Origin of the sequence: Latilactobacillus curvatus JCM 1096 = DSM 20019, from assembly GCF_004101845.1 — a bacterium.
Classification (GTDB): domain Bacteria; phylum Bacillota; class Bacilli; order Lactobacillales; family Lactobacillaceae; genus Latilactobacillus; species Latilactobacillus curvatus.
The window spans coordinates 1,511,265-1,536,065 of record NZ_CP026116.1 but is presented as its reverse complement, the minus strand read 5'-3'; the positions used below and the strand labels follow the sequence as shown (position 1 = coordinate 1,536,065).

The following is a 24,801-nucleotide window of genomic DNA, read 5'->3' as shown; positions in this document are numbered from 1 at the left end:
AATATGGTTCAAGACCTATTTACCTAAACAGAATTGGCTAAAGAGTTCCGTAATCAATTCATCTGGTGCTGAATCCCCGGTAATCTCACCGAGCTTATCCCAACAGTTGGTCATATCAATTTGCACAAGGTCAACTGGCATCCCAGCTGCAATTCCACTGATGACTTCATCTAATGATTGTTGTGCTTGGTTTAATAGACCAATTTGGCGGGCATTAGTAATCATGACCGTACTTTGACTATTTTCAATCCCACCGAAGAAGAGTTTGGCGATTTGGGCTTCCAAATCGGTCACCCCTTCGCTTGTTAAAATTGAAGTTTGAATTACTTCATCCGCATTCACCAATGTTTGGAGTTCATTTAAGTCTAACAAGTTCGGTAAATCGGTTTTATTTAAAATAATGATCCGTTTCTTATCAGTGGTGGCCGTGATTAACTCGCGATCTTCAACCGTTAGTGGTTCACTTTGATTTAAAACTAATAAAATCAGGTCAGCCTTGGTAATTGCTGCGCGACTTCTTTCGACCCCAATCTTTTCTACCTTATCTTCGGTATCATGAATTCCTGCCGTATCAACAAGCTTCAGCGGTACCCCACGGACGTTGACATATTCTTCCAAAACATCACGCGTCGTCCCGGCAACATCCGTCACAATCGCCTTATCTTCATGTAATAGGTGATTCAACAAACTTGATTTACCAACATTGGGCCGTCCGACAATGGCCGTTGCTAGGCCTTCACGTAAGACTTTTCCTTGTTGTGCCGTTTGAAGTAGTTCACCAATCCGCGCTTTCACAAGTTCGGCTTTTTCAAGTAGAATCCGCGTCGTCATTTCATCGGTGTCATATTCGGGATAGTCAATGTTGACTTCAACTTGCGCCAATACTTCTAAGATTTCTTGGCGTAAATTCTTAATCAGGTGCGTTAAACTCCCATCTAATTGATCAACAGCAACTTGCATCGCCCGATCAGTCTTAGCCCGAATCAGATCCATCACAGATTCAGCTTGGGTTAAATCAATCCGCCCATTTAAAAAGGCTCGTTTCGTGAATTCACCCGGTTCGGCCATTCGTGCACCATAGCTCATTAATAATTGTAAGATGCGGTTCGTTGCGACAATTCCGCCATGACAATTAATCTCAATCACATCTTCGCGGGTAAACGTTTTGGGTGCGCGCATGACAGACACCATGACTTCATCGACTACTGCGTCGGTTTTAGGATCGATAATGTGCCCATAATTAATGGTATGGCTCGCCACTTGATCAAGATCTTTGCCGCGATAAACGCGTTTAATAATGGCTAAACTCTCATCCCCTGAAAGACGCACAATTGAAATTGCCCCCTCACCAGGTGGTGTTGAAATCGCCGTAATCGTATCAAATTCTGTGACTGTCGTTGGCATTTTAAATGCTTCCTTTCCGAAATAGCTGCATAAAAAAAGCGCTTAGCGTCCACCCCTCCCGTCATTGCGTAAGGGGTGGACAAAGCACTTTCACTACTTTATCGATATTTAATTAGTTTCATTATACACGATTTTTTTAGAGCGTCAATTCACAACACCTAAAATGTGCGCGCTAATTCCACCACAATTGACCGGCGATTGCCTTGGCCTTCTGAATGAGTTTGAACATGGTGATTAGTTGCTAAATGCCCATGCACAATTTTGCGTTCAAAAGCCGGCATTGGTTCTAAAAAGACTGGTTTGCCGGTCGCAACGACTTCACGAGCTGCTTTATCGGCAAGGTGGCTGACAATCGCTGCTCTTCGCTGCCGATAATCACCAACTTCTAGGATAATGGTTTGCTTGCCCTTCATATGATGATCAAAGTAAGTCTGCGCTAAATATTGGAGCGCATTAATTGTCTTACCATGCTTACCAATCAACAAGCCTTCTTTATCGGTCTTCAAATGATAAGTCGTACTCCGATGGTCGTGAGTTACATGAATGCTGACCGGTGTGCCAATTTGAGCCGTGATGGCTTCCAAATAGGCGCTTAACTCAGCTTCCGTTTCCACACCACTTTTCCGCTTTTGCGGCGTACTAGTTAAATTGTCTGTTGGCGTTGGTTCAACTAGCTCTTGAACTGGGGCTGGGGCGCTTTGTTTAACTTGGCTTGGTTGTTCATTTGGCGTTAGCCGGACAACTGCTAAGCGGCGACCAAAACCGAGAAACCCTTTTTTGCCGGCTTCCAATACATCAACGGACACTTCCTCACGCGTTAGATGCATAGCTTGCAACCCTTCATTTACCGCTGCTTGAATATCGCTACCTTCATATGTTGGCATTTCAAAACCTCCGATCAATTTGGTCACTCCAACTAGTGTGAGCGCCCGATTCTCGTTTATTATACCATGATATACCAATTTAAAAATAGCATGTCATTATCTGAGATAGTCCGCCGTCAAAGCTAGGAATTGTTGTACATCTTTAGCGATGCTATCCGCGGCAGCTTGCCAGAAATCCGGTTGGGTTAAATCAACCCCAAGATGTTTTTGCGCTAATGCTTCAGTCGACATATTGGCCGTATCACGTAATAGTGCGATATAGTCCGCTTCAAAATCAGGCATTGTCTGTGCCTTGGCATAAATCCCCATCGAAAAAAGATAGCCAAACGTATAAGGGAAGTTATAAAACGGCACGTCATCGAAGAAGAAATGCTGTTTGTCCGCCCAGAATAGCGGATCATAATCAGTCAACGCATCCGCATAGGCTTCTTTTTGAGCGGCTAGCATGAGTGCTTTTAAATCAGCTGTTGTTTGCAGGCCATTTTGGCGCGCTGTATAAAAATGTCGCTCGAATAAAAACCGTGCGTGAATATTCATAAACATATCAATTGCGTTAGTAATTTTCTGATCCAATAAATTAATCTTCGCTGCTGGGCTTTGCGCTGCTTTAACAGTCGCATCGCTGACGATTAGTTCAGCAAAAGTGGAAGCTGTTTCCGCGACGTTCATCGCATAGTCTTGTCGCCAACTTGGTAAATCATTAATCATCATTGTATGGAACCCATGCCCTAATTCATGTGCCAAAGTTGCAACACCATTGGGGGTGCCATCAAATGTCATAAAAATCCGAAAATCATCCGTTTCAGGTAAATCAGTCATATAACCACCTGGTTGTTTGCCTGGCCGATCTTCAGCTTCAATCCAACGCTTTTCAAACGCGGTTTGTGCCACCGAAGCCATCTTGGGACTGAACGCTTTAAAGTTCTGCATGATAAAATCCGCTGCTTCATCATAAGAATAACGCTGCGGTTGAAAATCACCTACAACCACTGGTGCCCAGGTATCATACCAAGCAAGCTGTTCTTTGCCCATTAACGCTGCCTTCCGATTTAGAAAATCGACAAGCGGCGCTTTATTTTGACTAACGATCGACCACATCGCTTCTAACGTTGCGGGTTGCATGCGACTCGTTGCCAATGGCTTTTTCAAAAAGTCCGTTGTGCCATGTGCTTGATAATCCGTTAGGCGGAAGCCAGCCAAATGATTTAACGTATCCGTTAATAATGGTGAATACCGATCCCAAGTCTGGTACCAATTTTGAAAGACGCGTTGGCGTACCTTGGGATCTGGATCAGATTCAAATTTATTCTGCGCTTGTCCCGCCGATAAAGTCGTCTCACCATCGGGGACTTGAATTTCAGCAACCAATGAGTCGTAATGATCACTCCATCCAGTTAAACCATCTAACGCGAACTGGTTAATTAGTTTTTCCGTCGCTTCATCCAAAAGTTCAGCACCATTCGTCCGTTTTTCGGTTAGATTAAACTGAATCGCTTGTAAGGCAGGTGTCGATACAACGGTTTTAAAATCTGCGTCTGACATTGCGACCAATTTTTTTGTGAGTGCGACATCAATCTGATTCGCATCATTTTCAAGCGCATTAATCCGCCCCATCATCGGTGCAACTTGCGGATTGCGTTCATCCGTTGATTGAATCATATTCACGAAACTCCCCGTTTGCTTGAGACCCGCTTCAATCGCTTGTAACTGTTCAGTGATTTGCGTTAGCGTTGCAAATGTTGGCTGATCTGTCGCAAACGTCCAGTTCTGGACCGCTTCTAATAAGGGCGTCATTTGTGCAGTCAAATCCGCCAATCGTTGCGTCAACGCTGGTGAATCAATCCCCCCGGCAAAAATCGGTTCTAAATCCCATTGTTCTGAATAGGTCATCTCTTTGTCCTCCACTTTTAAACGATTGCACTTATTATAGCGAAATTTCGCGCAAAGCGCGATTAATTCAACCAGATCCACTAGACATTTTGATAATATCTGTTAAATTAGGAATGTAAGCAGATACATAGCTGCTAGAAAGGCGATGTTTATGATGACGATTGAACAAGTACCCGCTAATACAATCGCAGATTTAAAAACACTGTTAAAAACGACCCAAGTGCCCGATAAAATTATGGCAATGGGACCCGAACTGATCCAATACTTAACCCATATTAAGGCGAGTCAATTATCAGACACCGACCATCTTGGGTTCGATTTAGGGAGTACCGGCATTTTAACGTTAATCGAGCAAGTCAATACAGCCTTTTTCGATCACTTCCATATGTTTGACGATGCTGCACCGATTGAACCAAAGTTAACGCGTAAAATTCTAGTGCTTTATCATCTAGAACCGATTGATGATCAGCACTTCCTCCTTCATTTGAAACAATTAGACTATTAAACAGCAAAAAATCGTAACCAAATCGGTTACGATTTTTTTATTCTTAAAGATTTTTGAATGATTATTAGTCTTGAAATTAGTTATCGATTATTACCAATCATGATGCTACTATAAAATTAAGAAAACGGTTTAAAACCAATTTTAACAATTTATCTATCTGAATTTCTATTTTTTAATCTAGCGCTATGGAGGATTAGCCATTGAAACTATTTCTTTTTATATTAACAACACTCCTTTATTTGCTATTAAATTATTTAATGCTAACCTTTCCACCTGTCGAAGGGGTGGCTCAGAATGTTCCCCTCATCCTTTTACCATTCTGTTATTTTTTGGATCCCGATTCTTGCTGAGAAAAACAACGATTAACCGCCATAAAAGCGGGTTACTTATTGGTGCCGTTTGTGTCGTCTGCGCTATCGCAATTCCTCTTGTACTTGCTGCCTATTACCTATTCTAAAAAAGACCAATCATAATGAAAATTCATTATGATTGGTCTTTTAATTTTGGAAATTAACGTTTCTTAGTTGCTTTCTTACGTGCTTTAGCAAGTGCTTTTTCACGATCACGCTTTTCTTTTTCCTTGGCTTCGCGTTCGCGGCGAATCTTAAATGGATTTTGAATCACCATTGTTTGACCCACTGAAAAGGCGTTCGTTACCACCCAGTAAATTGAAACAGCAGACGCGATGTTCATGGCCATCACAAAAATCATGATTGGCATCACCCACAACATTGCGGATGACGCAGCATTCTTCGTGGGTTGCGACATCATTGTTAGATACGATGTTGCAAATGTAAAGATCGCAGCCAAGATAGCCATAATAAAGTAAGGATCAGCTTTCCCAAGTTGCATCCATAAGAACGTCCCACTCTTTAAAGCAGCTGTTCGATAGATTGCTTGGTACAAGGCAATCAACACTGGCATTTGAACCACTAGTGGTAAACAGCCCACAACTGGATTGACGCCCGCTTCAGCATATAGCTTTTGCGTTTCTTCGCGTAACTTCTGTTGTGTCTCAGCATCTTTAGAAGCATATTTCTTTTGAAGTGCTTGAATTTCTGGTGCAACTTCTTGTTGTTTGAGCATGCTCTTACTTTGCCACCAAGTTAATGGCAAGATAATCACCCGAATGATGATGGTGAAGGCCACAATTGCCCAACCATAACTGCCACCAAAGATGTCTGCTAACCATAAAATAAAGCGGGAAAAGTTATAAATAACATAATGATCCCAGAAGCCAGTACTGCTACTATCAACTGGTGATGTACTACACCCCGCTGCGATTAGCATGAACAAGAATAGACTGGCCACTAATAATAGCCGTTTGCGATTTTTTGAACTCACTGTAATCCCTCACTTATTCAGAAGCAGAATCTGCTTCTTCCTTTAATAGCTTTGCTAGTTTTAAGACGTGCATTAAATTCTGTTTGGTTTCCGCCATTGTTAGTTGGTTAGCGCCACGTCTTGCGATCACTAAAAAGTCGACAGTCTGTGGTAACTCTGGCTTCAACTCCAACAAGCTCTGGCGAATGTAACGTTTAACCTGATTACGCATCACTGCGTTACCCACTTTTTTACCTACGGACAGGCCCACCCGAAAATGCTTTTGACCAGGTTTTTCTAATTGATAAACCACAAAATTGCGGTTGGCAACTGAATGACCTGCTTCAAAAACCGTTTGGAAATCCTGTTCTTTTTTGACGCGGTACGACTTTCTCATAATTCACTCCGGCATTTCATTTAATTAATTGAGGATAATAAAAAAACCACTGAAGCATCAGTGGCCTATGCAGATAATACTTTTCTGCCTTTAGCACGGCGTCTTGCAAGTACCTTGCGACCGTTCTTAGTATTCATACGTTTCATGAAACCATGAACACGTTCTTTATGGCGTTTCTTTGGTTGGAAAGTTCTCTTTGTAGTCATTATACTGGCACCTCCTAATTGACTGTGTCTATTGTTTTCATATCTGAGAAACAACGGGTGATAAATACCACCTACGACATTCACTAAAATATAATAGCATATTTCTATAGAAGTTAAAACACTTTCCATAAAAAAACAGAATAAATATTCTTATCCACAAAAAATAATTCATTGGCTTTCTTGTGGATAACTGATTATACCGAATCGTCCGATTTTTGTCACGCACAGATTACTTGCTGATTTATCCAGAAAATCACAGGGTGTTACTATGTTATCCACAAGCTATTTTCAAGCTGTGCACAAATTGATAAAACCTTTTAATAGCAAGCATCAGATACACACACTTTTTTGTGGATAAGTGCGATAATCGTTTGTTGTTTTCTGTTTTCCACAGTCCCCACTAAAAGTTATCCCCGGTCGTGTGTTCAAGTGGATAACTTTTTAATTCATTCCTGTGGATTTTGTTCTTGTTGTGGAAAACTTTTTTTTAGAATGCTAGAATGTAGATAGTCTTTCTTTATTGAACTTTTTTTCAATAAAGTGGTTATTTTACGTGAGGAGGACACGCTACATGCCTGATCTTCAGGAACTTTGGAACTATTTGCGGGAAGAATTCCAAAATGATTTAACACCCGTCGGTTTTAATGCTTGGATTAAAACCGCCAAACCGCTTGCTTTTAGAGCCAATGAAATACTGATCGAAGTGCCTTCTCCTTTACACAAAGAGTATTGGGAAAGTAACTTGGCCACTAAGGTCGTTGAAGGGGCCTACGAATTCGCAGAGATTGAATTGACCCCTATTTTTCTGTTACCTACCGAAGCCGAGCAGCTTCAAGCTGAAAAACCAGCTGAAGAACGCAGCCTCACCAAAGCTGAAACCCCAACCTTTTTACGTGAAACGCATTTAAATAGTAAATACACGTTCGACACGTTTGTGACTGGGAAAGGCAATCAGATGGCCCACGCTGCAGCACTCGTTGTTTCAGAAGAACCCGGTGTTTTATATAATCCACTTTTTTTATACGGTGGAGTTGGTTTAGGTAAAACCCATTTGATGCAAGCTATCGGTCACCAGCTGTTACTCTCTAAACCTGACACGAACGTCAAGTATGTGACGAGTGAAGCTTTTGCCAACGACTTCATCAATTCGATTCAAACGAAGAATCAAGAAAAATTCCGCCAAGAATACCGAAACGTTGATTTATTATTGGTCGATGATATTCAATTTTTTGCGGATAAAGAAGGGACTCAGGAAGAGTTTTTCCATACCTTCAATGATCTCTACAATGATAAAAAGCAAATTGTCTTAACATCTGATCGTTTACCTAATGAAATTCCTAAGCTCCAAGAACGCTTAGTTTCACGGTTTAAATGGGGCTTGTCCGTCGACATTACGCCGCCTGATCTGGAAACTCGAATTGCTATTTTACGGAACAAAGCCGACACAGAACGCCTCGAAATCCCAGAAGATACTTTGAGCTACATCGCTGGTCAAATTGATTCCAACGTCCGTGAACTTGAAGGTTCACTGGTTCGGGTTCAAGCTTATGCAACCATGCAAAATGCTGAAATTACAACTAGTCTTGCCGCCGATGCCCTTAAAGGCTTGAAACTCAATGGGAAGTCGAGTCAACTTTCAATTGCTAAGATTCAATCCGTAGTCGCTAAGTACTACAGCCTTTCAATCACTGATTTAAAAGGGCGCAAGCGCGTTAAAGAAATTGTGCTCCCACGGCAAATCGCTATGTACTTGGCCCGCGAAATGACCGACAGTTCTCTTCCCAAAATTGGACAAGAATTTGGCGGTAAAGATCATACAACAGTTATGCACGCTCATGAACGAATTAGCCAAGCTTTAACGAGTGATCAAAATCTAAAAGATGCCATCTTAGATTTGAAGAATACCTTAAAAGGCTAAATATAGGCTGTGGATAAACGCTAAAGTTATCCTAAGAGTTGTTCTCAACTTATCCACAAGTGGAAAACTAGACACTCTTTTGCTTTTCTATGTTATCCACAGGTTCCACAGGCCCTACTACTATTACTTAAAATTCTTTTATAATATATATATCTATTTTCCTTCGGAGGTTTAACATCCATGAAATTCTCAATTAACCGCAACGTGTTCATCAAAACCCTTAATGATGTTCAACGTGCCATTTCAGCTAAAACAACGATTCCTATTTTGACGGGGCTTAAATTAGTGCTTTCGCAAGAAGGCTTAACCTTAACCGGTAGTGATGCTGATATTTCAATTGAAGCAACCCTTGCTAGTAATGATGAAAAGAATCAATTAGTCGTTGAAGAAGCAGGTGCCATTGTTTTACCAGCCCGCTTCTTTAGTGAAATCGTTAAAAAATTACCTGAAGATCAAATGACGATTGCTGTTGGTGACAACTTCCAAACAACCATTCGTTCAGGTAAATCAGAATTTACAATTAATGGCTTAGATGCTAATAGTTATCCACATCTACCTGAAATTGCGGGACAAAATCCGTTCAGTATCAGTACTGATGTGCTTAAACAATTAATTCATCAAACCGTCATCGCTGTTTCTAACCAAGAAAGTCGCCCAATCTTAACGGGGGTTCATTTGGTTTTAAAAGATGGCGAAATGTTAGCCGTCGCAACGGACAGTCATCGACTTGCACAACGAAAATTAACCGTTTCAGTACCAAGTGATGGGAACTACGATGTCATTATTCCTGGGAAGAGTTTAATTGAACTTTCAAGAACGTTAGCAGACGAAGTTGAAACCGTTGAAATTCGGATTGCTGAAAACCAAGTGCTCTTTAAAGCCGGTAACTTAGCCTTTTATTCTCGGTTGTTAGAAGGAAATTACCCTGACACAGCACGTTTAATTCCAACTTCTTCAAGTACACAAATCGAATTCAATGCACCGGTCTTATTAGCTGCGATTGAACGGGCATCATTGTTGTCTCATGAAAGTCGGAACAATGTTGTCCGGTTGACATTGAATACAACGGACAACACGGCAATCATCTACGGGAACTCACCGGACGTTGGGAATGTTGAAGAAGCCCTTCAATTTGAAAACCTAACGGGCGAAGATCTCGAAATTTCATTTAACCCAGATTATATGAAGGATGCTTTACGTTCATTTGGTCAAACAACCATCGTGATTAACTTTACGGCAGCTTTACGGCCATTTACATTGGTCCCAAGTGAAGATCAAGAACACTACATTCAATTAATCACACCAGTTCGGACATTTTAATAATCAAAAAACGCCGCATTTAAAAATGGGGCGTTTTTTTTTGCGCTAAAATTAAAATAAATTCGTTTACAGCGATTTCGGATAAAACAAGTAGGATAAGGTTAAAGCACTTAAAAACGCTCAGAAAGCATTTTAGCTGTGTTTATTTGTTTTTAAGGCAAAAAAAGTCTATAATTGTAAGGTATAACAGATCGGTATTAGCGCAGTAATTAATATCGTTAAGAATGGTGGGTTGAGTATGGCACAAGAAATTAAACTTGAAGCTGAGTTTGTGACACTCGGGCAACTCCTTAAAGAGGCCGGTGTGATTGAAACAGGTGGGCAAGCAAAATGGTTTTTAAAAGAAACAACGGTTTTAGTGAACGGAGAACCTGATGATCGTCGCGGCCGGAAGTTATATCTGGAAGACGTCGTTGAGGTGCCCGATAACGGCCAGTTTGTCATTAAACAACAAGAAAGATTGTAGGCGACTATGTATTTAAGTGAACTCCAACTTGATCATTATCGGAATTACGAGCAAGTGGACGTCCATTTCTCGCCAGATATCAATGTCTTGATTGGTGAAAATGCGCAGGGCAAAACGAACTTGCTAGAAGCCATCTATGTGTTGGCTTTGGCTCGTTCGCATCGGACGAATAATGATCGTGAACTGATACAATGGGATGGCGAATTCGCAAAGATTACCGGCTTGGTACAACGGCAAACTGGCCACACACCATTAGAATTGGTGGTCAGTCAAAAAGGTAAAAAAGCGAAGGTCAATCATTTAGAACAGGCTAAGTTATCCCAATATATCGGTCAATTGAATGTCGTCTTGTTTGCACCGGAGGATTTGAATATCGTGAAAGGCTCGCCAGCTGTCCGACGACGCTTTATCGATATGGAATTCGGTCAAATGAGTGCGAAGTACCTGTATAACATTTCGCAATACAAGTCGATTTTGAAACAGCGGAATCAGTATTTGAAGCAACTACAACGACGTCAAGCTAAAGATTTAGTGTATTTAGGCGTATTGTCCGACCAGTTAGCCGCTTATGGCGCGGAAGTCACGGTTGCTCGCCGTGAATTTCTGCAACAGATGGAGAAGTGGGCGCAGAAGTTGCATCAAGAGATTACCAAAGAGCGGGAAGTTTTGACGTTTAAATACCAAAGTCAGATTCCAGATGAGCAGTTGGTACTTGATGCCGAAGGTTTATACCAACAGTTTCAAACCCTATACGAGTCGCACCAAACACGGGAAGTCGAACAGGGCACGACATTGGTTGGCCCGCACCGCGACGACGTGTTATTTTTGGTTAACGGTAAGGACGTGCAATCGTTTGGCTCTCAAGGCCAACAGCGCACAACCGCGTTAAGTGTTAAATTGGCGGAAATTGACCTAATGAAGGAACAAACCGGTGAATATCCCGTCCTATTACTGGACGATGTGTTGTCCGAGCTTGACGATTTACGCCAAACACACTTATTGAAAACGTTCCAGAATAAGGTGCAGACGTTCTTAACGACAACTAGTCTTGAAAATGTCAAAAAAGAAATTATTAGTGCGCCACGGGTGTTTACCGTGACAAACGGCACCGTGACAGTGGCCGATGCAGCAGCAAATTAGTCAAAAAACGATCAAACGGAGGTTTTTTTCTTGGCAGATGATCAAATGAATCAAGAGACAGAAGCACAAATGGAAGCAAAAGAAGAACGCGCTAAATCTTATGATGCCAGTCAAATTCAGGTGTTAGAAGGCCTAGAAGCCGTTCGTAAACGACCAGGGATGTACATTGGGACAACGAGTTCCCAAGGGTTGCATCATTTGGTTTGGGAAATTATTGATAATGGGATTGATGAAGCACTCGCTGGTTTTGCAACAGAAATCAACGTGGTTGTTGAACCCGATAATAGTATTACAGTTACAGATGATGGGCGTGGGATTCCAGTTGGGATTCAAGCTAAGACTGGTAAGTCTGCGCTCGAAACCGTCTTTACAATCTTGCATGCCGGTGGAAAATTCGGCGGCGGCGGATACAAAGTATCTGGTGGGTTGCATGGTGTTGGGGCTTCGGTCGTTAATGCCTTGTCAACGGAATTAGATGCGGTTGTTACTCAAGGCGGTAAACGCTACTACATCGATTTCAAGCGGGGGAAAGTGCAAACGCCAATGAAGATGATTGGTGACGCACCAGCCCATGAACATGGTACGAAAGTTCATTTTGTCCCTGATGCTGATATCTTTACTGAAACAACGGTGTATGATGATAAAATTTTAACAACGCGGATTCGGGAATTGGCCTTCTTAAACAAAGGCTTGAAGTTAACGTTCACCGACAAACGGGCTGAAACACATGAAAAACTTGAATTCCACTATGAAGGTGGGATTAAGAGTTACGTTGAATATTTAGACGACAAAAAAGAGACCCTTTTAGACGAACCAATCTATGTTGAAGGTGAACAAAACGGGATTACCGTGGAAGTTGCTTTGCAATATACGAATGATTATCGGACGAACTTGATGACCTTTGCCAATAACATTCATACCTACGAAGGTGGGACTCATGAATCTGGCTTTAAGACGGCGCTCACGCGGGTTATTAATGACTACGCAACCAAGCAAAACATCTTAAAAGCCAACGACACGAACCTTTCTGGGGAAGATGTGCGTGAAGGCTTAACAGCGGTTGTCTCGGTTAAACATCCGGATCCTCAATTTGAAGGTCAAACGAAGACGAAATTAGGCAATGCCGACGCACGGACGGTGACTGATCGGATGTTCTCTGATCATTTCACGAAGTTCTTGATGGAAAACCCATCGATTGCCCGCCAAATTGTCGACAAAGGCTCATTGGCTGCCAAAGCCCGGTTAGCTGCTAAACGCGCTCGTGAAGTGACACGGAAGAAGAACGGTCTTGAAATCTCAAACTTGCCAGGTAAGTTGGCCGATAATAGTAGTAAAGATCCTGCTATTTCAGAATTATTCATCGTCGAAGGGGATTCCGCTGGGGGTTCAGCAAAATCAGGCCGTTCACGTTTAACGCAAGCCATCTTGCCAATTCGGGGGAAAATCCTGAATGTTGAAAAAGCTAGCATGGAAAAAATTTTGGCGAATGATGAAATCCGGACCTTATTTACAGCAATGGGCACTGGTTTTGGCCAAGAATTCGATGTGGCTAAAGCCCGTTATCATAAGTTGATCATCATGACCGATGCCGATGTCGATGGTGCGCATATTCGGACGTTGCTTTTAACGTTGTTCTACCGTTACATGCGACCAATCGTCGAAGCGGGTTACGTGTATATCGCACAACCACCTTTGTACCGTGTTAAACAAGGGAAGATGATGCGCTATATTGATTCTGATGAAGAATTACAAGAAGTGTTAGGGACGCTCCAACCAAGTCCTAAACCTGAAGTGCAACGTTACAAAGGGTTAGGGGAAATGGATGCTAGCCAATTATGGGAAACAACCATGGATCCTGAAAACCGGCGCATGTTGCGGGTTAACGTTGAAGATGCCGAAGAAGCGGATCAAATTTTTGAAATGTTAATGGGCGATCGGGTTGAACCTCGTCGGATTTTCATTGAAGAAAATGCCGTTTACATGGATCCAAAGAGCATCGATGCATAGCGTGTTCGCCGCTTAAACGGACACATTGAAAGACTGACTGAGAGGGGTTTATAGATTAATGGCAAACGAAATTGGCCAAGACGGTCGGATTGAAAACGTCAATTTATCTAAGACAATGCGTAAATCATTCCTGGAATATGCAATGAGTGTCATTGTTGCGCGTGCCTTACCAGACGTTCGTGATGGGTTAAAACCTGTTCAACGTCGAATTTTATACGGAATGAATGAATTAGGGGTCACTCCCGAAAAGCCTTACAAGAAATCTGCCAGAATTGTTGGGGATGTTATGGGGAAGTACCATCCACATGGTGATTCAGCGATTTATGAAGCAATGGTGCGGATGGCACAAGATTTTAGTTATCGTTACATGTTAGTGGATGGTCATGGGAATTTCGGCTCTGTCGATGGTGATGGTGCTGCCGCAATGCGGTACACCGAAGCTCGGATGAGCAAGATGGCTGTCGAAATGTTACGTGATATCAATAAGAATACAATTGATTATGTACCGAATTATGATGAGTCAGAACGCGAACCCGCTGTTTTACCAGCCCGTTTCCCGAACCTACTCGTCAACGGGGCGACTGGGATTGCCGTTGGGATGACAACCAATATTCCACCACATAATTTAGCCGAAGTGATTAGCGCATTACACATCTTGATGGATAATCCAGATGCGACAACCGCTGATTTGATGGATGCCTTACCTGGCCCTGATTTTCCAACTGGTGGGTTAGTGATGGGTAAATCTGGTATTCGCCATGCGTATGAATCTGGTAAAGGGACAATCACCCTTCGCGCTAAAGTGGACGTTGAGGTCCAAAAGAACGGCAAAGAACGGATTATTGTCACTGAAATTCCATACATGGTTAATAAGGCCAAGTTGGTCGAACGGATTGCTGAATTAGCCCGTGACAAACGGCTTGAAGGGATTACCGATTTAAACGATGAATCTGATCGTGATGGGATGCGCATCGTAATCGATGTGCGTCGGGATATGAGTGCTTCAGTTGTCTTGAATAACCTGTACAAATTGACACCATTACAAACCTCATTCTCATTTAATATGGTGGCCATCGTGAATGGTGCCCCTAAAGTCTTGAGTTTGAAATCAATCTTGGAACACTACTTAGTGCACCAAGAAGAAGTCATTCGTCGGCGGACTGAATTTGATTTGAAGAAGGCCGAAGCGCGGGCGCACATTTTAGCTGGGTTACGCATTGCTTTAGACCATATCGATGCGATTATTCAGATCATTCGTGGTTCGAATACAGGTGATGCCGCTAAGGTCTTGTTGATGGATCGTTATGATTTATCGGATAAACAAGCGCAAGCCATCTTGGATATGCGTTTAGTTCGATTAACCGGTTTGGAACGTGATAAAGTCGAAAATGAATACAATAATTTGATGACTTTAATTGCTGATTTGAAAGATATTTTAGCCAAACCAGAACGCATTAAGAAGATTATCTACGATGAATTGCTTGAACTCCAAAGTAAATTCGGTGACAAACGCCGGACAGAATTATTGGTGGGTGAAGTGCTTAGTCTTGAAGACGAAGACTTAATCGAAGAAGAAGACGTTGTGATTGCATTAACGCATAACGGCTACATTAAACGATTACCAGCCAGCGAATTCAAAGTTCAAAATCGTGGTGGTCGTGGGATTCAAGGGATGGGCGTCCATGATGACGACTTCATCGAACACTTGCTTTCGACTTCGACTCATGAAGTGCTCTTATTCTTCACCAATACTGGGAAAGTTTACCGTGCCAAAGGGTATGAAATTCCAGAATATGGGCGGACTGCTAAGGGAATTCCAATCATTAACTTATTAGGCATTAATTCTGATGAACGCGTTCAGACCGTGGTTAATGTTGGTAAAGAAGTGCAAGACGAACAATCACTCTTCTTTATTACCCGCTTAGGGACGGTCAAACGGACATCCGTTTCTGAATTCGCCAATATCCGTAGCAATGGGTTGAAAGCATTGACCTTGCGGGAAGAGGATGAATTAAGTAACGTCTTGATGACTGATGGGCAACAAAATATCTTTATCGGGACCCATAATGGTTATGCTGTGTCATTTAGTGAGACAGCTGTCCGTTCGATGGGGAGAACCGCTGCTGGTGTGCGTGGGATTCGGTTACGTGAAGGCGACTATGTGGTTGGCTCTGACTTACTGATTCCGGGTCAAGAAATCCTTGTTATCTCTGAAAAAGGGTACGGCAAACGGACACCGGTTGCAGATTACCCAATCAAGGGTCGTGGTGGTAAAGGGATTAAGACTGCCAACATTACTGAAAAGAACGGCCCATTAGCTGGGATTGCTGCCGTCACTGGAGAAGAGGATATTCTCTTAATCACTGATACTGGCGTCTTGATTCGTTTCAAGGTCGCTAACGTTTCACAAACTGGCCGGGCCACACTTGGTGTGCGTTTAATCCGGGTGGATGACGAAGCGAAGGTCGCAACAATGGCGAAAGTCGAAGCTGAACCAGATGAACCTGAAACACCAGAAGCAACGACGGCACCAATAGCACCAACTGATGACACTACTGATACTGGCTTAGCACAAGTCGATGAATTACTCGCGCGGGCTGAAGCCGATCAATCGGCATCAGATGATCAAGATTCAGAAAATTAATTAAATTAAAAAAATAAAAATCGTTTCTGCGTAAATACACTTGTAACAACTGTTACCAAGCGTGTTAGCAGCAACGATTTTTATTTTAGATTGTATTTTAACGGCCGTTATGATAGAATTTTATCTTGTGAGTATCTGTGATTTAGACACAGGGTCTAAATCGTGAGGCTAATTTTTATTAGTCAGTTACTCCTTGTTCTTACACAGGTAAGAACCTAAAGTCCATAAGGAGGTGAACAGTCATGGCTCAATCAAAATACGAAGTTACTTACATCATCTCAACAACACTTGATGAAGAAAGTAAAACAGCTCTTGTCAACCGTTACGACGGCATCTTAAAAGACAACGGCGCTGAAGTGATTGATTCAAAAGACTGGTCAAAACGTCGTTTAGCTTATGAAATCAACAATCAACACGAAGGCATTTACCATATCGTAAATGTTTTAGCTGATAATGATGAAGCTTTAAACGAATTTGATCGTCTAGCTAAGATTGATGGCTCAGTATTACGCCATATGATCGTTAAACGCGAAGACTAATTTTGAATTGTAATTATTGAATAGAGGGGAGCTGACAGAATGATTAATCGAGTTGTACTCGTTGGTCGGCTAACACGCGATGTTGACTTACGTTACACTTCTAGTGGTGCTGCTGTTGGGACTTTCTCAATCGCAGTGAACCGTCAATTCACGAATGCCAATGGTGATCGTGAAGCAGACTTTATCAACTGTGTCATCTGGCGTAAATCAGCGGAAAATTTCGCTAATTTCACTAAGAAAGGCTCACTAGTCGGAGTTGATGGCCGTCTACAAACGAGAAATTATGAAAACCAACAAGGTCAACGTGTATACGTAACCGAAGTGGTCGTTGATAACTTCTCATTGTTAGAATCACGGACAACAACGGAGCAACGGCAAGGGGATGGCGCAAGCCAAAACTTTAACAACAATCAAAGCAATGGTAGCCAACAATCTGGATTTACCAGCCCTCAACAATCGGGTAATCCATCAGCTGCAAATAACACTCAAGCCGATCCATTTGCAAATAATGGTCAAGCAATTGATATTTCAGATGATGATTTACCTTTCTAAAATAAACTGTTTTGGAAGGAGGAACTTTCAATGGCTCAACAAAGAAGAGGCGGCAACCGTCGTCGTCGTAAGGTTGATTTCATCGCTGCTAACCACATCGAATATATCGACTACAAAGACACTGATTTATTGAAACGTTTTATCTCAGAACGCGGTAAGATTTTACCTCGTCGGGTATCTGGTACAAGTGCTAAAAACCAACGTCGTTTGACAATTGCAATCAAACGCGCACGGATTATGGGCTTATTACCATTCGTTACAGAAGACTAATCAGTCAACCAAAAGACCTGCTAAACAGTGTTTAGAAGGTCTTTTTTTGTGCGCTTTAATAGGGGAACATGGGATTAAATTACGGGTTCAAAGCGGTAATTGTAGGGCAATTGTGCTAAAATAAAAGTAGCATTTTTTAAGTTTTAGTAAAGAACCACATAGACTCAATGATAGATGAACAAGAATCAGAATGGGATCTAGAATTAAGGAGTTTACATGAAAAATAAGTTTAAACAATTAAAATTACCACAGTTTTTAGATGATACTCGCCTGCGGACCGTTGCCCTGATTTTGTTGGGCCTTACAGCGGTTAGTTTGGTATTTGCTGCGATGTTAGATTGGCTAATTGCTCTAATTTTATTCGTGCTGCTAATCGGGACGGTCATTACTGTGCTATACGCGATCGAAACGGTCACTGAGAATACAGCCAAGTATGTCTCGGACTTGTCGTACCGCATTAAGCGCGGCGAGCAAGAGGCTTTAATTAAGATGCCAATTGGGATTTTATTGTACAACGAATCAGGTGAGATTCAATGGACGAATCCTTATTTACAGCAATATTTCGGTAATAAAGAAGTTTTAGGCAAAAAGATTAAGTCTGTCGATCCAGAGTTGGCAGAATTAGTCGCACAAAATGAAGATGCTAATGAAACAAAAATTGTTCGTTGGGGCGATAATCAATTCCAAATCATTATCCAAGAAAGCATTGGGGTGGTTTATCTTCTCGATATTACACGCTATGCGGCCATTGAAGATCGTTATGAAGATGAGCAAGTAGCCATCGGGCAAGTGTTCTTAGATAATTATGATGAAATCACTCAGACAATGGATGATCAATCTGTTTCTAATCTGAATAACTATGTCACCAACGAGTTATCACGCTGGGCGAATCAGTTTCAGATGTTCTTGAAGCGAGTTGATGATGATCATTTCTTTGTTTTGGCGTACGCCAAATCATTACACGCCGCTGAACAAGAGAAGTTTAAGATTTTAGATGAAATTCGAGAAGAAACATCCAAACAAAACTTCCCACTAACGTTGAGTGTTGGGTTTGCTTATGGGGAATCCGATTTAGCCGTTCTAGCAACAACTTCACAGAGTAATTTGGATCTTGCCCTCGGTCGTGGTGGTGACCAAGTCGTTGTCAAAGCGAGTGAAGGACAAGCACGTTTTTATGGTGGTAAGACTAATCCGATGGAAAAACGGACGCGGGTTCGTGCACGGATGATTTCACAAGCCTTACAAGAAATCTTCAAACAAGTTGACGAAGTCTTTGTTATGGGCCATATTCGGCCAGATATGGATGCATTGGGCGCCTCATTTGGGATTCGCCGGATTGCCGAGATGAACGGTAAGAAGTGCTACGTGGTCGTTGACCAAAACAATATTCATACAGATATTCAACGTCTTTTAGAGGAAGTTAAAGCCTACCCTGAAATTGCAGTGGAAGTGTTGTCGCCTGAAGAAGCGCTCGAAAAAGCAACGGCCAATAGTTTATTAGTGATGGTCGATCATTCTAAACCATCCATAACAATGGCACCTAAGTTGTACGAGAAGCTTGCTCAGCGGACGATTGTCATCGATCACCATCGTCGTGGGGAAGAGTTCCCAGAAAACCCAATGTTGGTTTATATCGAACCCTACGCCTCTTCAACGTGTGAGTTAGTGACGGAAATGTTTGAATATCAACCACAAAATATCGCTAATATTAACAAGTTCGAAGCCACAACGATGTTGGCTGGGATTACGGTTGATACGCAGTCATTTTCAATGCGAACTGGGACGCGAACGTTTGACGCAGCTAGTTATTTACGTTCAGTTGGGGCTGATGCTTCGATGGTTCAACACTTGTTAAAAGAAAATGTCGATAATTATATTCAAAAGAATCATTTAATTGAAACCATTGAAATGGTTGAGCCAAATATGGCATTATGTATGGGTGAGGACAACCGTACCTACGATCCGGTCATCGCAGCACAAGCAGCGGATACCTTGCTGTCATTGTCAGACATTGAAGCCTCGTTTGTCATTGTGAAACGCCCAGATGGCATGATTGCCATTTCAGCGCGGAGTCTAGGTGATGTGAATGTGCAAGTGATTATGGAGAAATTAGGTGGCGGTGGTCATCTTTCCAATGCGGCAACGCAGATGGCAGATACGACTGTTTCCGAAGCCAAGGCGAAGTTATTAACGGTTTTGGCAGAGCTATTTGATCCGGAAACGGACAAGGAAGCAACAAACGATTAATTAGATAAGGTGGTCAGAACAATGAAAGTTATTTTCTTAGAAGATGTACGCGGTAAAGGTAAAAAAGGCCAAGTGAAAGATGTGCCAGATGGTTACGCACAAAACTTTTTAATTAAAAATGGGAAAGCAAAACCCGCAACATCAGCTGCTATCAGTGCTTTAAAAGGCCAACAACATGCTGAAGCTAAAAATGCAGCTGCTGAATTAGCGGAAGCAAAGGTTTTAAAAGCCAAAATTGAAGACGATAAAACAATCGTTGAAATCAAATCTAAAGCGGGCGAAGACAGCCGCTTATTTGGTTCAATTCCAAGCAAGCAAATTGCCCAAGCATTGGCTCAACAATATCAGATCAATGTTGATAAACGGAAAATTGATTTACCAGAACCAATCAAAGCGTTGGGTTACCGGAATGTTGATGTACGGATTCACCCTGATGTAACAGCTACGATTCGTGTGCATATCGTAACCGAATAATAAAATGAATGATTGAAAAGACCGTGATTAGCACCACTATCACGGCTTTTTTTATTGCTGACCAATCGGTGACTGTTGCCAGTCACTGGTATTTTGAGTAAACTAGTGAGTAATTGAAGTCGATTAACCAAAGGAGTAAAAATGGTGAATAATGAACTAATTGAACAAGTACCGCCGCAGAATAATGAGGCGGAACAGGCCGTTTTAGGGGCCGTCTTTATTAGTGGCGATGCGCTCGTTGAAGCAATGGAATACGTTACTGCCGACGATTTTTATCGTAAAGCCCACCGTTTGATCTTCGAGACGATGGTTGAATTAAACGAACGGGGTGAAGGAATCGATGCGGTGACTTTAAAGAGTGCCCTCGATGCGCAGAACCAATTGGAAGATATCGGTGGTATTGGTTATTTAGCTGAGTTGGCTGAGGCTGTACCAACGGCAGCCAACGTAGTTTATTATGCCAAGATTGTCTCTGAAAAAGCAATGCTGCGCCGTTTAATCCAAACCGCTCAAAATATTGTGGCAAAGGGTTACGCGCAAGATGAAGACGTCACGGATATTTTAGATACCGCTGAAAAGGAAATCATGGATGTTTCCGAACGGCAAAATAAGGCCGGGTTCAAATCAATTTCAGATGTCTTAACGAGTTCAATTGAACAAATTGATAAGTTATATCAAAATGAAGAAGACATTACGGGTCTATCAACGGGATACCGCGATTTAGATAAGATTACTGCGGGTTTGCATGAAGATGAACTCATTATTTTAGCGGCCCGGCCCGGGGTGGGGAAAACCGCGTTTGTCTTAAACATTGCTCAGAATATCGGGACGAAAACCAATGAGAATATTGCAATTTTTAGTTTGGAAATGGGTGCTGAACAACTCGTTAACCGGATGTTGTGTGCAGAAGGAAGTATTGACGCCAACCATCTAAGAACCGGGCAACTCGACGAACTTGAATGGCAGAATCTAATCGTAGCCATGGGGAGCCTTTCAAAAGCGAATATCTATATTGATGATACGCCCGGCGTGAAAATGGCGGAAATTCGGGCGAAATGTCGGCGCTTAGCGAAGGAAAAAGGGGGCGTTGGCTTAATCGTCATTGATTACTTGCAACTAATTGAAGGTTCCGGCCAAGAAAACCGGCAACAAGAAGTCTCGGCGATTTCACGTCAATTAAAGAAATTGGCTAAAGAATTACGGGTACCGGTCATTGCGCTCTCTCAACTCTCTCGTGGGGTTGAACAACGACAAGATAAACGCCCAGTCCTTTCAGATATTCGTGAATCAGGATCAATCGAACAAGATGCTGATATCGTTGCTTTCTTATATCGTGATGATTACTATCGCGATGAACCTGGGGAAGATGGCGATGATTTCGGTGGTGGCAATCCGCCAGCACCAGCGCCACAGCGGTCAGATGATGCGGACGTTGGAGAAGTTGAAGTGATTATCGAAAAAAACCGTGCGGGTGCACGAGGGACAGTCAAATTATTATTTGTCAAAACGTTTAATAAGTTCTCATCAATTTCGTATGCGGACCAATAGTAATGACTATTTTTAATAAATAGTGAATATTATCGTAAATGAAATACTTAAAAAAGCCATCATAATTAAAGTAAAAACTTTAATTATGATGATTTTTTTGATGGGCATATTAACTGATATTCGTTAATTAGATGACAATAATGGGAGGGAGAAATAGAATGATAACATCGTTACTTTAGTTTTATGAGAATATTCTAAAGATATTTAAAAATTTATTTATATCCAAAAATAGTTAATATAATGCGAATCTATAGTGAATTTCAATTAATATTAACATTGTTTTCCGTGGCTATGGATGGCATTGTTGTGTTAAGCACTGAATGGGCAACTTTTTACCAAACACTTGCGCAAACTCCGATTACGATTATTGCTAATGCGGTTGAACTACCTAAGCAATACAAATACCATAGTCAGTCTAAACAAATTATCACACTGGGGCGCTTAGGCGAACGTAAGGGCACCTACGATATTCTAAAATTAGCAGGGGTGATTCAATCCCGTTTTCCGGATATTCAATTTACGTTGTATGGTGATGGTGAACAGGGGAAGGTCCAGCAAGAAATAGACCGCCTAAAGTTAACCAATGTGCGCCTTGGTGGCTGGTTAGCTTTGGCGGATCGCAATACCGTTATTCAAGAAAGCCTGTTACACCTATTGCCCTCATATCAAGAAGGCTTACCAATGGCAATTTTAGAAACGATGGCTTATGGAATTCCCAATTTAGCTACGAATGTCGGGGACATTCCACAAGTAATTGAGAATCATGTGAGCGGGGATTTGGTGACACCAGGAGATGACGCTGGCTTAGTTCAACAACTCAGTGATTTTCTAGGTAGTCAGATGCGACGTGAAACATATTCACGAAATGCCCGGCAAACGATTAACGACTGTTTCTCATTGCACCAGTATTTTAGCCGGTGGCACCAGTTTTATCAAAGGATTATGAATGAAACGGAGGAGGAATGATGAATTCTATAGCGCAATCGACTGATAAATTAGAGTTGATTAATTTCTATCATGAGATGGCTCAAATTTCAGCAAACATTAGTCAAATTTCAAATGAAGACGGAGTTACCATCGAACAAATTCGTATTTTACAAACATTAAAACGCTATAAAGGTATTAATAATAGTAAGATTGCACAAGTATTAAAAACATCTACCGCAGCATCTTCAAATAAATTACGTAAATTAGAGGATCAGGGGTATATCAGCAAACAATATGGCAAACAGGATGATCGTCGAATTGTTGATATAGCAGTTTCTCCCGCTGGAGAATCAATTTATCGTCGATTTGAGCAGGCGTGTGGAACTTACATTAAAAGTATTACTGAATCAGATAAGAAAATTAGCATGCCAGAATTAATGCAGCTGTTTGAAATGACAAATAGACTTGCTAGAAGTATTCGGACAACTGAAATTGAATAGACAAAAAAAGTGCCCACAAACGGTTAAATTTGTAGGCACTTTTTTTGATTTATTTTTGTTCAGCATGTTTTGCTGCAATTAATGAACGATAGTTGAATAGTAAGTTTAAGATGACAGCGCTGAGACTACCGACTACTAAGCCGTTGCCTAGAATTGTGCGAACACTCGTTGGTAGTGATTGGAGCAAGGTTGGATGAATTGCTACCCCTAAGCCTAAGCCGATTGAAACGGCAGCGACTAGTAAGTTGCGGTTATCATCAAGATCGACTTTGTGTAACATCTTAATGCCTTGAATCCCAACAGTGCCGAACATAACGACCATCGCGCCCCCTAAAACAGCGCTTGGAATAATGGTTGCAACGGCCCCAATCTTAGGTAATAATCCTAAGATGATTAAGAAGAATGCTGAGTAGTAAACTGGTTTTTTCGTTTTGATACCGGATAATTGAACAATCCCAACATTTTGTGAGAACGTTGAGTAAGGGAAGGTGTTGAACAATCCCCCTAAGATAGCGGCAATCCCTTCAGCGCGGAAGCCCCGCTTAAGATCATTGCTAGTAATGTCGCGCCCAACGATTTCACCAAGGGCGAAGAAGACACCGATTGATTCAATCATGGTCGTTAACGCAGCCAATGACATTGAAACGATTGATGACCATTCAAAACGAGGTGTTCCGAAGTAGAATAATTCAGGTAATTTGAACCAACTTGCTTGACCTACTGGATCTAAGGACACAATCCCAATCGCAGCTGCGATTAAGGTCCCAGCAATAATCCCAATTAAAATGGCGATTTGTTGGATGAAGCCACGCCCCCAGATACTAAAAATCAGGATTAGGGCAATCGTTGAAAAACCGGTAATTAAGTTTGGTGTACTCCCAAACGACTTAGCAGCAACATCGCCACCGCCTAAGTTTTGGAAAGCAACGGGAATCAATGTGAATCCGATTAATGTAATGAGAGACCCTGTGACAACTGGTGGGAAGAGCCAACGCAAACGTGCAAACAAGCCAGAAACTAACAAGATGAAAATTCCGGCGCCAATAATACTACCGTACATAACGTCAATTCCGAGTTGGCTGTTAGTGCCGATGGCGGCTAACGGGCCAACGTACTCAACAGCACAACCTAGGACAACCGGTAATGCAATCCCGGTCAGTGGGGTTCGTTTTAATTGTAATAGGGTCGCAACCCCGCACATGAAAATATCGACTGAAACGAGGTAAGTCATTTGAGCGGCATTAAAATGTAATGCAGCCCCGACAAGTAATGGAATTAAAACATCGCCAGAATACATTGCTAGAAGATGTTGTAAGCCGAGAATCGCTGCTTTAATGTGGGGAAGCTTTTCATTTGGATTAATTGGCTGTGCTGAATTTGAGTGTATATCTGCCACGAGTGTCCCTCCAAGATAATTGTTAAAATTTAGTTAACATTTAGTTTAGCACACGCCAATAGTGACTTCAATTAGAAATTAAGTAAAAAACGAATATAACATTCTTAAATAATCGCGATAGTTCGCCTTTGTGATGATGCACACCAACTGTTCGATGACAAAAGTGCTTTCTTACTGAATGATTCGCTTGAAAAAGGCGATAATTGTTCTTAAATTACCGATTATTATGTTTCACATGAAACGA

The 24,801-nt window shown here is 41.8% G+C and carries 22 protein-coding genes; 15 read left to right on the top strand and 7 right to left on the bottom strand.

Annotation, left to right across the window (positions count from 1 at the left end; genetic code table 11):
- Positions 1-15 precede the first annotated feature (15 nt).
- From mnmE to LCU_RS08010, 3 genes are all read right to left on the bottom strand, one after another.
- Positions 16-1,404, bottom strand: a complete 1,389-nt coding sequence (mnmE, locus tag LCU_RS08020; RefSeq protein ID WP_004271145.1) for a tRNA uridine-5-carboxymethylaminomethyl(34) synthesis GTPase MnmE — start codon at positions 1,402-1,404, stop codon at positions 16-18.
- Positions 1,405-1,562: 158 nt separating this feature from the next.
- On the bottom strand, positions 1,563-2,288 hold the full coding sequence (gene jag / locus LCU_RS08015; RefSeq protein ID WP_056966035.1) for an RNA-binding cell elongation regulator Jag/EloR: 726 nt from the start codon (positions 2,286-2,288) through the stop codon (positions 1,563-1,565).
- A gap of 96 nt (positions 2,289-2,384) precedes the next feature.
- Entirely contained in the window at positions 2,385-4,178 is a 1,794-nt protein-coding gene (locus tag LCU_RS08010; RefSeq protein WP_039098091.1) for a M3 family oligoendopeptidase, read from the bottom strand.
- 151 nt (positions 4,179-4,329) lie between these two features.
- Between LCU_RS08010 and LCU_RS08005 the strand changes: the two genes are divergently transcribed.
- Positions 4,330-4,683, top strand: a complete 354-nt coding sequence (locus LCU_RS08005; RefSeq protein ID WP_244924702.1) for a hypothetical protein — start codon at positions 4,330-4,332, stop codon at positions 4,681-4,683.
- A 510-nt stretch (positions 4,684-5,193) separates the two neighbouring features.
- On the opposite strand, the gene yidC is transcribed toward LCU_RS08005, so the two are convergent.
- From yidC to rpmH, 3 genes are all read right to left on the bottom strand, one after another.
- Positions 5,194-5,973 (bottom strand): membrane protein insertase YidC, encoded by a 780-nt coding sequence (yidC, locus tag LCU_RS08000; protein ID WP_052202651.1) that lies wholly within the window; start codon positions 5,971-5,973, stop codon positions 5,194-5,196.
- A gap of 67 nt (positions 5,974-6,040) precedes the next feature.
- Entirely contained in the window at positions 6,041-6,403 is a 363-nt protein-coding gene (rnpA, locus tag LCU_RS07995; protein WP_004265793.1) for a ribonuclease P protein component, read from the bottom strand.
- Positions 6,404-6,468: 65 nt separating this feature from the next.
- On the bottom strand, positions 6,469-6,609 hold the full coding sequence (gene rpmH / locus LCU_RS07990; RefSeq protein ID WP_004265830.1) for a 50S ribosomal protein L34: 141 nt from the start codon (positions 6,607-6,609) through the stop codon (positions 6,469-6,471).
- Between the two features lie 571 nt (positions 6,610-7,180).
- On the opposite strand from rpmH, the gene dnaA reads away from it, so the two are divergent.
- From dnaA to LCU_RS07920, 14 genes are all read left to right on the top strand, one after another.
- Positions 7,181-8,527 (top strand): chromosomal replication initiator protein DnaA, encoded by a 1,347-nt coding sequence (gene dnaA / locus LCU_RS07985; RefSeq protein ID WP_004265858.1) that lies wholly within the window; start codon positions 7,181-7,183, stop codon positions 8,525-8,527.
- Between the two features lie 180 nt (positions 8,528-8,707).
- Complete coding sequence (gene dnaN, locus LCU_RS07980) at positions 8,708-9,847, top strand: DNA polymerase III subunit beta (RefSeq protein ID WP_039098087.1); 1,140 nt, start codon at positions 8,708-8,710, stop codon at positions 9,845-9,847.
- Positions 9,848-10,085: 238 nt separating this feature from the next.
- Entirely contained in the window at positions 10,086-10,313 is a 228-nt protein-coding gene (gene yaaA, locus LCU_RS07975) for a S4 domain-containing protein YaaA (protein ID WP_054644314.1), read from the top strand.
- 6 nt (positions 10,314-10,319) lie between these two features.
- The gene (recF, locus tag LCU_RS07970; protein ID WP_039098085.1) at positions 10,320-11,453 is read left to right on the top strand and encodes a DNA replication/repair protein RecF; all 1,134 of its coding nucleotides are present in this window, start codon (positions 10,320-10,322) and stop codon (positions 11,451-11,453) included.
- Between the two features lie 45 nt (positions 11,454-11,498).
- Complete coding sequence (gene gyrB / locus LCU_RS07965; protein WP_039098095.1) at positions 11,499-13,460, top strand: DNA topoisomerase (ATP-hydrolyzing) subunit B; 1,962 nt, start codon at positions 11,499-11,501, stop codon at positions 13,458-13,460.
- Between the two features lie 58 nt (positions 13,461-13,518).
- On the top strand, positions 13,519-16,104 hold the full coding sequence (gyrA, locus tag LCU_RS07960; RefSeq protein ID WP_039098084.1) for a DNA gyrase subunit A: 2,586 nt from the start codon (positions 13,519-13,521) through the stop codon (positions 16,102-16,104).
- A gap of 242 nt (positions 16,105-16,346) precedes the next feature.
- Positions 16,347-16,643, top strand: a complete 297-nt coding sequence (rpsF, locus tag LCU_RS07955; protein ID WP_004265809.1) for a 30S ribosomal protein S6 — start codon at positions 16,347-16,349, stop codon at positions 16,641-16,643.
- A 39-nt stretch (positions 16,644-16,682) separates the two neighbouring features.
- Positions 16,683-17,195: a single-stranded DNA-binding protein gene (ssb, locus tag LCU_RS07950; protein ID WP_004265848.1), complete on the top strand. Its 513-nt coding sequence runs from the start codon at positions 16,683-16,685 to the stop codon at positions 17,193-17,195.
- Between the two features lie 30 nt (positions 17,196-17,225).
- Positions 17,226-17,465, top strand: a complete 240-nt coding sequence (rpsR, locus tag LCU_RS07945) for a 30S ribosomal protein S18 (protein ID WP_004265822.1) — start codon at positions 17,226-17,228, stop codon at positions 17,463-17,465.
- A gap of 216 nt (positions 17,466-17,681) precedes the next feature.
- Positions 17,682-19,712 (top strand): DHH family phosphoesterase, encoded by a 2,031-nt coding sequence (locus tag LCU_RS07940; RefSeq protein WP_054644315.1) that lies wholly within the window; start codon positions 17,682-17,684, stop codon positions 19,710-19,712.
- Between the two features lie 21 nt (positions 19,713-19,733).
- Positions 19,734-20,186: a 50S ribosomal protein L9 gene (gene rplI, locus LCU_RS07935; protein ID WP_004265788.1), complete on the top strand. Its 453-nt coding sequence runs from the start codon at positions 19,734-19,736 to the stop codon at positions 20,184-20,186.
- Between the two features lie 144 nt (positions 20,187-20,330).
- The gene (gene dnaB / locus LCU_RS07930) at positions 20,331-21,734 is read left to right on the top strand and encodes a replicative DNA helicase (RefSeq protein ID WP_174795735.1); all 1,404 of its coding nucleotides are present in this window, start codon (positions 20,331-20,333) and stop codon (positions 21,732-21,734) included.
- Between the two features lie 306 nt (positions 21,735-22,040).
- Positions 22,041-22,700 (top strand): glycosyltransferase family 4 protein, encoded by a 660-nt coding sequence (locus LCU_RS07925; protein WP_162255678.1) that lies wholly within the window; start codon positions 22,041-22,043, stop codon positions 22,698-22,700.
- The gene (locus LCU_RS07920) at positions 22,700-23,161 is read left to right on the top strand and encodes a MarR family transcriptional regulator (RefSeq protein WP_054644317.1); all 462 of its coding nucleotides are present in this window, start codon (positions 22,700-22,702) and stop codon (positions 23,159-23,161) included. The genes LCU_RS07925 and LCU_RS07920 overlap by 1 nt, the downstream gene beginning before the upstream one ends.
- A 49-nt stretch (positions 23,162-23,210) precedes the next feature.
- Here the strand turns inward: LCU_RS07920 and LCU_RS07915 are convergent, their stop codons facing one another.
- Complete coding sequence (locus tag LCU_RS07915; RefSeq protein ID WP_056966041.1) at positions 23,211-24,557, bottom strand: nucleobase:cation symporter-2 family protein; 1,347 nt, start codon at positions 24,555-24,557, stop codon at positions 23,211-23,213.
- Between the last annotated feature and the right edge of the window lie 244 nt (positions 24,558-24,801).